The organism is Staphylococcus sp. KUGN1, from assembly GCF_045984185.1.
Taxonomy (GTDB): domain Bacteria; phylum Bacillota; class Bacilli; order Staphylococcales; family Staphylococcaceae; genus Staphylococcus; species Staphylococcus warneri_A.
This window is the reverse complement of sequence record NZ_JBJQIL010000002.1, coordinates 301,080-313,079: the sequence shown is the minus strand read 5'-3', so window position 1 is coordinate 313,079 and position 12,000 is coordinate 301,080. Positions and strand designations below refer to the sequence as shown.

The window sequence follows — 12,000 nt, the reverse complement described above, 5'->3', positions numbered from 1 at the left end:
TTAAAAAATAATGATGCGACATATAAAATTGAATGCTTAATTTAAAATTAACTATACCATGTAACGGGTATAAAGGTAGTAATGTACGCATGTAAGTTATCCTTATTATATAGTACATTTATTGCAAGTTACATTAAAAAGATATAAAACCTTACTAGAAAATTTTAGACGATTAAATAAATAAAATTAATAGTTATTAGTAATAAAATGGTAAATAAATAATTTTGATTTACTAAATTGATATACATTTTTTAGATTGTTTCATATAATTAGCTTAACTAATAAAAGTGGGGATTATTTATGATATATACAATTACGAGCACACTACCACCAGTACACGGTGGGAGAACCAAGGCATTATTAAAGCGTATTAAGTTTTTAGATGAAGAGATGAATATAGTTAATAAAATATACACTACCAACTATAACGCAAATTATAATGAAGTTTATGAAAAATTTTTACAAGATGACGTTGTAACGAAAAATACTGAATTTGAAAATTTATATGATTGGTTGTCTGGATTTAAATTATTGTCTATCCCAATGACTAAATTTAAGAAAAAGCCAGTTTATAAGGAAATGAATAAAGAAATCGAAGGTTTAGAAAAGAAGGAATTTAATAACGGTAATGTAATTCGTTATTATGATGGGGAAACATATGTCCTTTATAGAAAATATTATGAAGGCACAAATATGCTACAATTTGAAGATGTGATGACACCAGCGTCGAAAAAAAGAATTGAACGTAGAGAATATAACACTTACGGTCAACTTCATAGAAAAGTATACTTTTCATCAAAAACATTCTTCAAAATTTTAGAAGAATACTATGATACTGAGGGACATATCTACTGCAAGAAATTTTTTGATTCAAGTGTAGATAAACGCATCGATTTTATACAAGTATTTAAAGACGATAAATTCTTATGTGCATTTAAAACTGAAAAAGAATTGTTTGAATATTATTTTGAACATCGTTTTAATGATGGGGATATCGTTTTTAACGATGCTAGAGTATTAGACAAACCTATGTTAAATCAGAGTCACCAAACTAAAAATGTCCTTGTTTTCCATAATAGTCATTTAGATGGTGACAAAATCAAAGGTTCATATAAAACAGCATTAGAGAATTCTAATAAAGTAGCGCAATATTTATTGCTTACTCAGAAACAAAAGAATGACATTCAAAGCTTATTTAATATTGATGATAGTAAAATTTCTGTTATTCCTCACTTTATTGAGCCTTATCCAGAAAATGGCAACGTTGAAAAATTAGACCGATTTGTATTTATTGGTAGATTAGGCACTCAAAAGCAAGTGGATCATTTAATTAAAGCATATCAACAATTTTTAACAATTGGTCATGAAACAAATTTAACTGTATTTGGCCCTGACGAAGCAAATCAAAAACAACTGATGTTAGATTTAATAGATGAATATGGCTTAGAAGACAAAGTTAAGATTTACGACTATACTAATAATCCATTAGATGAATTTAGGAAATCTAGAGCTTCATTATTAACTAGTAAATATGAAGGTTTCGGATTAACTGTAATGGAAAGTATTGAAGTAGGTTGTCCGGTCATTTCATATGATGTACGATATGGCCCAAGTGAAATCATTGAACATGGTGTTAATGGCTATTTAGTTGAACCAGATAATATCCAACAATTTGCAGAATACATGGATAAAATAGTAAAAACACCATTACAAAATGTTGCGACAAAAGCAGAACTTAAACAAGAAAATGCTGCAGGCAACTTCCAAAAATTATTTGATAAAGTAAAATAGCAAAATAAACTGGACAGATAAGACATTCTGTCCAGTTTTTTATGATTAAATATAGTATTGATCTTAAATTTTCATTAGATAAATTACTATATTCAATTTATTTGATAGAATGAATATATATAAACAAATTTAAAAGGTGATAGTTATGAAAAAAGTAATAAATGTAGTTGGCGCAGTAATATATTCAGATAACAAAATTTTATGTGCACAAAGAAGTGAAAATATGAGTCTCCCGCTATTATGGGAATTTCCTGGTGGGAAAATTGAAAAAGGAGAATCAGAAGAAGCAGCATTAATTAGAGAAATTAAAGAAGAAATGAAATGTGATATCTCAGTTAAAGAAAAACTGACAACTACAGAACATGAATATGATTTTGGTATTGTTAATTTAACAACTTTTAAATGTCATTTAAATCAACAATTACCTACTTTAACAGAACATAAAGAGATAAAGTGGTTACCAATTAATCAACTTGATTCAATAGAATGGGCTCCAGCAGATGTTCCAGCAGTTAAATTATTAATAGAAGGAGAATAGCTATGAATAGGCTAATCGAAGATTTTACACAATCGCTATATAAAGGATTTATTGATAAAGATGTATCACATCAGGGTAATTTTACGCCTAAGCTATTAATTAATAATAAAAAAGAAAATGTTTTATCAACTGTTGTACAAGAATTGCAAAAGTGTTCATCTTTTAGTATATCAGTGGCTTTTATTACTGAAAGTGGATTAGCTAGTTTAAAATCTTATTTATATGATTTAAACCAAAAAGGAGTAAAAGGAAGAATACTTACTTCAAATTATTTAGGATTTAATAGTCCTAAAATGTATTATGAGCTACTTAAATTAGAAAATGTTGAGGTAAGATTGACAGATGTAGAAGGATTTCACGCTAAAGGTTATATCTTTGATCATGACAATTATTCTTCGATGATCATTGGTAGTTCAAATTTAACTTCCAATGCATTGAAAATTAACTATGAGCACAATATTCTGTTATCAACGCATAGAAATGGTGAATTAGTTCATAATGTGAAATCACAATTTAATGATCTGTGGGATAAAAGTATACCGCTGACATCGAGTTGGGTTGAAGAATATCAAGAAACTTTTGAGTATAAGTCAATAAAGAAAGTATTTGAAATACAAAAAGAACAATTGAAATCTACAGAAAAATTTAATAATGCTATAGATATTCAGCCTAATAAAATGCAAAAAGAAGCATTAAAATGTTTAGAGGCTCTTAGAAACGAAGGGAGAGAAAAAAGCTTAATTATTTCGGCTACAGGAACTGGTAAAACAATATTATGTGCCTTAGATGTTAGGTCATTTAATCCAAATAGGTTCTTGTTTATAGTACATAATGAAGGTATTTTAAACAGAGCTAAAGAAGAATTTAGAAAAGTAATGCCTCATATTGATGAAAAAGAATTTGGACTTTTAACTGGAAAACATAAAGATATCAATGCGAGGTATTTATTTGCTACTATTCAAACATTATCTAATAATGAGAATTTTAAAGAATTTGCAAAGGATCATTTTGATTATATTGTTTTTGATGAGGCACATAGATCAGCTGCAGCTAGTTATCAGAAAGTATTTAATTACTTCACACCTAAGTTTATGTTAGGTATGACAGCAACTCCAGAAAGAACAGATGATCTAAATATATTTGAATTATTTGATTATAATGTGGCTTTTGAAATTAGATTACAAGAGGCCTTAGAAAGTGAAATTTTATGTCCCTTCCATTATTTTGGTGTTACGGATTATTCACTTAACGGAGAAATAAATGAGGATGTTACTGATTTAAAGAACTTAACATCTGATGAAAGATTAAAGAACATTTTAGAAAAAACAGATTACTATGGTTATTCTGGAGAAGAATTAAAGGGTCTGATTTTTGTTAGTCGGAGAGATGAAGCATATGAGTTAGCAGAAAAACTAACCAATTGTGGAATCCCTTCTGTTGGATTGACTGGTAAAGATAATATCAATGTGCGAAGTACGACAATTGACCGCTTGAAAAATGGGGAAATCAATTATATTATAACGGTCGACCTATTTAATGAAGGTATTGATATACCGGAAGTGAATCAAGTTGTAATGTTACGACCTACAGAATCAAGCATCATTTTTATTCAACAACTAGGTAGAGGGTTAAGAAAGAGTGATAATAAGGACTATGTGACAGTAATTGATTTTATAGGAAACTATAAAACTAATTACTTAATACCAGTTGCTTTATCAGGTGATCAATCTCAAAATAAGGACAATTATAAAAGATTCTTAACAACTAATAGTGAACTGAATGGCGTTTCTACTATTAACTTTGAAGAAATAGCTAAAAAACGAATTTATGATTCATTAGATGCTGTTAAACTTAATCAACCAAAATTATTAAGGGAAGCATATGAAACGGTTAAGAAAAGAATAGGAAAACAACCTATGTTAATGGATTTCATAAGACAAAATTCAGTGGACCCTAGTGTTATTTTTTCTAAATGCAAAAATTATCATGAATTTTTAACTAAAAATAAATATATTGAAGATACGTTAAGTATTAATGAATTTAAGAACTTAACATTTTTATCTAGACAGTTAACACCAGGATTAAAAAAGGTGGATATTGATGTATTAGAAACTTTAGTCGAAGGCGAAACTTCAATTGATAATTTAATTGAAAGTATGAGATATCAAAATGATGATATAACTGAAAAAGATGTGATGACATCATTAAAAGTCTTAGATTTTACATTATTTAAAGCAACAATTGGAGATATTTATGGAAGCCCACTTATAACTATTAATGATAAAAACGTGGAGCTAACAAGTGATTTTTCTAGCGCCTTAAAGAAACCATTATTTGAGAATTACTTTTTAGATTTGATCGATCTATCTAAATACAATAATATGCGATATCAAGATAGTGGAAATAAAATGATTATTTACAACAAATATTCTAGAGAAGATTTCGTAAAATTATTAAATTGGGATAGTGATGAGTCAGCAACAATTAATGGATATAAAATGAAACATCAAACTTTACCTATATTTATAACTTATGACAAACACGAAGATATAAGTGATAATACAAAATATGAAGATGAATTTTTGAGTCAGGATGAATTGAAATGGTATACGCGTTCTCCAAGAAAGATTACCTCTCCTGAAGTACAAAATATACTGAAACATGCGGAAGATAATGTAACGATGTATATTTTTGTTAAGAAAAAAGATGATGATGGCAAGTATTTCTATTATTTAGGTACAGCAAATTATATTAAAGGTACAGAAGAAGAAGATATAATGCCAAATGGTAATTCCGTGGTAACCATGAAAATTTCTATGCATCAAGCAGTTAGAGATGATATTTTTAGATATATAACTGAGGATTAATAGTTTTTTTATTTCGAGTAAGATGAACGCAATGTTCATCTTACTTTTTTTGTTTTCCTAAATAATATTTATTTTATTATTCTCATTTGCTCAAATATCTTTTTAGTTGTAATATGTAATTAAAGGAATAAGAAAACGCTTACACAATTTATAATAATTACTTCGCTTTTTATTTTCTTGTTTCTTTTGGGTTTTCTTTTCATTATTAAATGGCTTTTATGAATATGATATGGAAGGGGGATGTGATATGGCAAGTAACTATGATCTTGTAGTGATTGGTGCGGGACCTGGTGGTTATGTGACTGCAATTAGAGCGGCACAACTTGGTAAATCAGTCGCAATCATTGAAAAGCAACATGTTGGGGGAACGTGTTTGAATGTGGGGTGTATTCCTTCTAAAACGTTACTTGAGTTTGGGTCTCAAGTACATCAAATCCATGCTGCTAATGATTTAGGTATCACAACGGGTCATTTGAATATTGATTATCCACGTTTATTTGAACATAAGAACAACATTGTTCACACGTTAACAAATGGTGTAACACAATTGCTTGAGAAGAATAACGTTGAACTGATTCAAGGAGAAGCTGTGGTTAAAGATGGACTAACAATTGAAGTGAATCAACAATCACTGAAGGCGAGAGACATCATATTAGCAACAGGTAGTCAACCATTTGTTCCACCTATTAAAGGTATCGAAGATGTAGATTATCTAACAACTGATACCTTCTTTAATCTACAGTCATTACCGAAACGTTTAGCCGTTATTGGTGGTGGTGTAATTGCTACTGAATTAGCATCATCTATGGCTGATTTAGGCGTAGACGTGACAATCATTGAAGTAGCTGATGATATCTTATTGACTGAAATTGAAGAAGTACGTGAATATTTGAAAGCACATCTGGAAGAACAAGGTGTTCATATCATTACACAAGCACAAATTAAGCAAGTAACACCTTATACTATTCAACTTGAAACCGGTGACACAGTTGAATTCAATCAATTATTAATTGCGACAGGTAGAAAGCCAAATACACAAGTCGTAAACGCGCTCAATATCGAAATGGATGGTTCGTTCATTCAAGTGAATGCATTTAATCAGACAAGTAATAACCATATTTATGCTATTGGAGACTTAGTCAAAGGTTATCAATTAGCGCATACTGCAAGTGCTCAAGGCGTTGTAGTAGCCGAAAAGTTGGCTGGATTAAATCCAAAACCTGTTAATCCTAATGAAATTACAAGATGTATTTATACAAGAATTGAAGCGGCATCCGTTGGGCTTTCAGAACAACAGGCGAAAGATGCAGGTTATGATGTAGTAGTTACTCAATCAAGTTTCCAAGGTAATGCGAAAGCGATGATCAAAGGTGAGCCTCAAGGATTCATTAAAATAGTGTCTGATAAGCAATATAATGAAATCTTAGGCGCATTTATAGTGGGACCACATGCGACAGATCTCATTGGTGAAGTTTTAGGTGTCAAATCTTCAGAAGGCACAATAAATGAACTATCTCAAATTATCCAACCTCATCCATCTTTATTAGAAGCAATAGGTGAAGGTGCAGATGCATTATTTAAAAAAGCTATACACATGTAATTTACATTTAAATTTCTGAATTTTGTGACAAAAATGTGATGTTTTGAATCGGTTAAAGGGGAGGAAATGACTATGGAAAAGGAACAAGCACGTTGGATTTATAAAACAATGAATGAAATTCGATACTTTGAAGAAAAAGTGCATAAAATTTTTAGTGATGGTCAAATTCCAGGATTCGTTCACTTGTATGTGGGGGAAGAAGCAGTTGCTACGGGTGTCATGTCATTGTTAGAAGATGATGATTATATTACAAGTACACACCGTGGACATGGTCATGCGATTGCTAAAGGTTGTGATTTAAACGGCATGATGGCTGAAATTATGGGTAAGAAAGATGGACTTGGCCATGGTAAAGGTGGCTCAATGCACGTAGCTGAAATCGATAAAGGTATGTTAGGTGCCAATGGAATTGTAAGTGGTGGCTTTGGCCTTGCGACGGGTGCAGGTATATCCATTAGAAATCAGAAAAAAGAAAATGTTGCCGTATGTTTCTTTGGTGATGGTGCAGCCAATGAAGGGAATTTCCATGAGGGATTAAACTTTGCATCTATTTTAAATTTACCAGTGATATTTGTTTGTGAAAATAACCAATTCGCTGAAGGTACAACACATGATTACGCTAGTGCGTCTGAAACCATTGCAGAACGTGCTAAAGCGTATAACATGCCTGGTGTTAGAGTGGACGGCATGGATGTGATTGAAGTGAGAAATGCTGCTAAAGAAGCGGTTGAACGAGCTAAAAATGGAGAAGGACCAACACTTATCGAATGTGATACGTATCGAAAATATGGTCACTTTGAAGGTGATGAACAAAAGGTTAAATCACCTAATGATCGTAATGCAGATAAAAATGCTACAGAAGAATTTAGAAAAGTAGCAATCAACGAAGGTTGGTTAACGGAAGAAGAAGCAACGGAAATTGAACAAGCTGCAGAACAAGCAGTTGAAGATTCAGTTGCATACGCAGAACAAAGTGAGTTACCAGATGTCGAATCACTATATAAAGATGTATTTGCATAAGCAAAGGGGGATATCATTATGAGTGAAAATCGTAAGTTAACATTTATGGGTGCAATCAACGAAGCAATCGATCAATCAATGGAAAAGGATGACAATGTCATTTTAATTGGTACAGATGTCTCTGGTGGTGCCAATGTGGAACATATCAAAGATGATGATACATTTGGTGGTGTATTTGGTGTAACCAAAGGTTTGGCTAAAAAGTATAGTCGTGATCGTGTTATTGACACACCGATAGCAGAACATATTACCTTAAGTACAGCAGTTGGTGCGGCAGCTACTGGTTTACGACCAATCGCAGAGTTAATGTTCAATGACTTTATTGGATTTGGTCTGGATCCTATTTTGAACCAAGGGGCAAAAATGCGCTATATGTTTGGTGGGAAAGCTAAAATTCCATTAGTTGTTAGAACTGTACATGGTGCAGGCGCAGGTGCAGCGGCACAACATTCACAATCACTATATAATATGTTTGCTGCGATTCCAGGTGTTAAGGTCGTTGTACCATCTAATCCGTATGATGCTAAAGGATTATTAAATGCTGCGATTGAAGATGACAATTTAGTCGTATTCTCTGAAGATAAAACACTATTAGGTCAAAAAGGCGAGGTGCCAGAAGAACATTATACGGTAGAAATTGGTAAAGCCAATGTTGTTCGAGAAGGTAGCGATTTATCCATTGTAGCTATAGGTAAAATGGTAGCTGTCGCTTTAGATACGGCAGACCAATTAGCTGAAAGCAATGTATCTGTTGAAGTGATTGATTTACGCTCAGTATCACCTTGGGATAAAGATACCGTATTAGATTCAGTTAAGAAAACAGGACGACTCATTGTTATCGATGAATCTAACCCACAATGTAATGTAGCTGGTGATGTGGCATCAGTGATTGGTGATATAGGATTTGATTATTTAGATGGTCCAATTAAAAAGGTCACTGCACCAGACACACCAGTACCATTTGCAGCTAACTTAGAGGAAGCTTATATACCAAATACAGATAAAGTTTTAGATGTCGCATCAGAATTAATCGATGATTTGAAACAAGCTAAATCATAAGTATGGGGGGTGTGAAACATGAGTGAAAATATTATAATGCCGAAATTAGGAATGACAATGAAAGAAGGAACTGTTGAAGAATGGTTTAAATCAGAAGGTGACACAGTCAATGAAGGAGACAGTATTGTCACAATTAGTTCTGAAAAGTTAACACAAGACGTAGAAGCACCAGCATCAGGTACATTATTAAAAATCAATGTACAAGCAGGAGAAGAAGCAAAAGTTAAAGCAGTGCTTGGTGTTATTGGAGAAGAAGGCGAATCAACGCAGCAACAATCTAAAGAAAATAATTCTAAAGATGAAACTAATGAAAAAGCAAAAGAAAGTGATGCAGATAACGGAAACACAAATCAAGAAGACAAGGTTCAGCAGCCTAGTCAAGAAGACGCATCTCAAGAACAACGTCTATTTATTTCTCCATTAGCACGTAAAATGGCTGACAAAGAAGACCTAGATATTACACGTATTAATGGTACAGGTGGTAATCAACGGATTACTAAATTAGATATCCAACGTGTACTTGAAAATGGTTATGATCAAGCAGATTATACGTCTAGCGAACCGCAACAAGATACATCCGAAATTGCAAACTTTGCAGTAGGAAATGTCGGTGAGGGTTTAAGCCCAATGCGTAAAAATATTGCTCAAAATATGAGACAAAGTCTTCAAAATACTGCTCAGTTGACGTTACATCTTAAAGTAGATGCTGATCACCTATTAGAATTTAAAGATAAATTAAAAGGTGAGCTACAAAACGCAGGGCAAGATGTTAAGTTAACTGTCACAACATTACTTGCTAAAGCAGTAGTCTTAGCTCTTAAAGATTATGGTGCTATGAATGCACGTTATGAAAATGGCACATTAACGGAATATGATGACGTGCATTTAGGTGTAGCAACATCACTTGAAGATGGCTTAATGGTACCAGTTATAACACAAGCAGATACTAAAAGTGTTGGTGCACTTGCCAATGAAATTAAACAGTCTTCTGAAGCGGTGCGTGAAGGTAGAACAAATGATGTACAATTACAAGGGGCTACGTTTACGATTACGAATATGGGGGCAAGTGAAATTGAATACTTCACACCAATATTAAATGTTGGTGAAACAGGTATTTTAGGTATAGGCGCATTATCACAAGAGGTTGTTATGGATAACGGCAATGTTAAACAAGTGTCTCGAATTCCACTAAGTTTAACATTCGACCATCAAATATTAGACGGTGCAGGCGCAGCAGAATTCCTGAAAGTATTAGCCAAATATATCGAAAATCCATATCTGTTGATTTTATAGATTAAACCAAAGGAATCAATATAAAATATATCGCACATCTAGCTTAAAGTTGCTTTATTTTAAGTAGATGTGCGCTTTAATATCTTAATTAAAATATTAATTCAGATTATCATGTAGTTCTATATATGAAAGTTAACATTATTTTTACAATCTTTAAAAAGTGATATTTTTGTGAAAACAATCACAAACACCTTTTATTTTCTGAAAAATAGTGTAGTATATGAATTGTAAGGAATAAGACATGTTGGAGTGATAAAAGTGAGAAAAGTAATTGAAGAGCTTGTTTTCTCTGATGTAAGTAGCTATGAAATCTATGTCAATACCGGTGTGAACCAAGGTATTATTGGCGACATTAAAGATGGCTATTTAACTATCGATTCAATCCCCTATATCGATGCTGAAAGACTATACTACTATGGCTTAGAACGAAAAACATTAGTGACAAACTAATTCATTTTGACTCCTAATCGTAAATTAACAACTTGCCTTCATTGGTGAGCAATTGAAGGCATCATTATTATACCCCCCGTATAATTCTGGAAATGTTTATAAAGACCGTATCTCAAATGAGGTACGGTCTTTTTTGAATTATCTTGAATGTTGTTGGTCTTCTACGACTTTAAAGTTCTTTTTAATACCGTTATAGGCATAGATAAGATTGAACATTTTGTTTTTTGCTTTATCTACACTAACGAATGGCATTCTGACATCACTCATTTGATTAATGTCACGTTGGAATTGCTTTTCTGCAGCTTTTTGATCAGCGATAGACATCTCTAACCATTCCTCTTTAGTAAATAAGTCTTCGAAACGAAATTCAAATGCCGTGCGGTGATTGTGTTCTCTTAATTTTAATATACGATCATGAAAAGTCATTATTTGCCCCCTATAATTCCAAAACATGTATGATAGTTACACATTAACTTTATAACTTATAAATGAATTTTACAATCATGAGTTTCAAATGTTTGAAACTTACTATTAAATAGATTGTATTCACAAACGTTTAACTTAGTAGTGTCATTGGTAATTATAAAATAATGATAAATAAAAAGGAGTTTTGAAGATGAATCAATTAAAAGATAAAGTCGCAGTCGTAACAGGTGCAGGAAGCGGTATTGGTGAAGCAATCGCAACTACTCTAGGAGAACAAGGTGTTAAAGTTGTTTTAGCTGGAAGAAATACAGATAAACTCAATGCAGTTGCTACAAAATTTGATAGCGATCAAGTTAAAGTGGTAGCTACAGATGTAACGAAACAACGTGAGGTAGAATCATTAATTGATACTGCTAAAACAAGTTTTGGTGGATTAGACATCGTTGTTAATAGTGCAGGTCAAATGAAATCATCTAAAATCACAGACTATAAAGTAGAAGATTGGGATTCAATGATTGATGTGAACGTTAAAGGAACATTGTATACAGTGCAAGCTGCATTACCAAAGTTATTAGAACAATCAAGTGGTCATATTATTAATATCGCATCTATTTCAGGATTTGAAGTAACGAAAGGTAGTGCGATCTACAGTGCCACGAAAGCAGCAGTGCATACGATTACTCAAGGATTAGAAAAAGAATTAGCCAAAACAGGTGTCAAAGTCACTAGCATTTCACCAGGTATGGTTGAAACACCATTAACAGAGCATTACGACTTTAATGGTCGTAAAAAGCTAGAAGCACAAAATATTGCTGATGCTGCCATTTATGCATTAACACAACCTAGTCATGTGAATGTTAATGAAGTAACAGTAAGACCTGTATAATATTTAATTCAAATCATAAACATGATAGACTTAAATTGTAAACGTTTTAATAAAATCATTTTACATGAAG

General features: G+C 32.2%; 10 protein-coding genes and 1 pseudogene. 10 read left to right on the top strand and 1 reads right to left on the bottom strand.

Annotation, left to right across the window (positions count from 1 at the left end; translation table 11 throughout):
• Positions 1 to 300 precede the first annotated feature (300 nt).
• The 9 genes and pseudogenes from ACJQQZ_RS07960 to ACJQQZ_RS07920 all read left to right on the top strand — a co-directional run bounded on the left by ACJQQZ_RS07960 (position 301) and on the right by ACJQQZ_RS07920 (position 10,618).
• Positions 301 to 1,791 carry a glycosyltransferase gene (locus tag ACJQQZ_RS07960; protein WP_124227983.1) on the top strand — a complete coding sequence of 497 codons (1,491 nt, stop codon included), beginning with the start codon at positions 301 to 303 and terminating at the stop codon, positions 1,789 to 1,791.
• 145 nt (positions 1,792 to 1,936) lie between these two features.
• Positions 1,937 to 2,329, top strand: coding sequence for a (deoxy)nucleoside triphosphate pyrophosphohydrolase (locus ACJQQZ_RS07955; RefSeq protein ID WP_002450416.1), 393 nt, complete (start codon positions 1,937 to 1,939; stop codon positions 2,327 to 2,329).
• Between the two features lie 2 nt (positions 2,330 to 2,331).
• Positions 2,332 to 5,196: a DEAD/DEAH box helicase gene (locus tag ACJQQZ_RS07950; RefSeq protein WP_124227982.1), complete on the top strand. Its 2,865-nt coding sequence runs from the start codon at positions 2,332 to 2,334 to the stop codon at positions 5,194 to 5,196.
• A gap of 247 nt (positions 5,197 to 5,443) precedes the next feature.
• Complete coding sequence (gene lpdA, locus ACJQQZ_RS07945; RefSeq protein WP_124227981.1) at positions 5,444 to 6,796, top strand: dihydrolipoyl dehydrogenase; 1,353 nt, start codon at positions 5,444 to 5,446, stop codon at positions 6,794 to 6,796.
• Between the two features lie 66 nt (positions 6,797 to 6,862).
• Positions 6,863 to 7,816: a thiamine pyrophosphate-dependent dehydrogenase E1 component subunit alpha gene (locus tag ACJQQZ_RS07940; RefSeq protein ID WP_124227980.1), complete on the top strand. Its 954-nt coding sequence runs from the start codon at positions 6,863 to 6,865 to the stop codon at positions 7,814 to 7,816.
• A gap of 18 nt (positions 7,817 to 7,834) precedes the next feature.
• Complete coding sequence (locus ACJQQZ_RS07935) at positions 7,835 to 8,875, top strand: alpha-ketoacid dehydrogenase subunit beta (RefSeq protein WP_002450410.1); 1,041 nt, start codon at positions 7,835 to 7,837, stop codon at positions 8,873 to 8,875.
• 18 nt (positions 8,876 to 8,893) lie between these two features.
• Positions 8,894 to 9,413 (top strand): annotated as a pseudogene (locus tag ACJQQZ_RS07930) (biotin/lipoyl-containing protein); the annotation flags it as partial.
• An 89-nt stretch (positions 9,414 to 9,502) separates the two neighbouring features.
• The gene (locus ACJQQZ_RS07925) at positions 9,503 to 10,168 is read left to right on the top strand and encodes a dihydrolipoamide acetyltransferase family protein (protein ID WP_408023117.1); all 666 of its coding nucleotides are present in this window, start codon (positions 9,503 to 9,505) and stop codon (positions 10,166 to 10,168) included.
• Positions 10,169 to 10,426: 258 nt separating this feature from the next.
• On the top strand, positions 10,427 to 10,618 hold the full coding sequence (locus ACJQQZ_RS07920) for a hypothetical protein (protein WP_002450408.1): 192 nt from the start codon (positions 10,427 to 10,429) through the stop codon (positions 10,616 to 10,618).
• Between the two features lie 138 nt (positions 10,619 to 10,756).
• Here the strand turns inward: ACJQQZ_RS07920 and ACJQQZ_RS07915 are convergent, their stop codons facing one another.
• Positions 10,757 to 11,044 (bottom strand): DUF1413 domain-containing protein, encoded by a 288-nt coding sequence (locus ACJQQZ_RS07915; RefSeq protein WP_124227978.1) that lies wholly within the window; start codon positions 11,042 to 11,044, stop codon positions 10,757 to 10,759.
• Between the two features lie 190 nt (positions 11,045 to 11,234).
• Between ACJQQZ_RS07915 and ACJQQZ_RS07910 the strand changes: the two genes are divergently transcribed.
• Positions 11,235 to 11,930, top strand: a complete 696-nt coding sequence (locus ACJQQZ_RS07910) for an SDR family oxidoreductase (protein ID WP_002450406.1) — start codon at positions 11,235 to 11,237, stop codon at positions 11,928 to 11,930.
• The last annotated feature ends 70 nt before the right edge of the window (positions 11,931 to 12,000 follow it).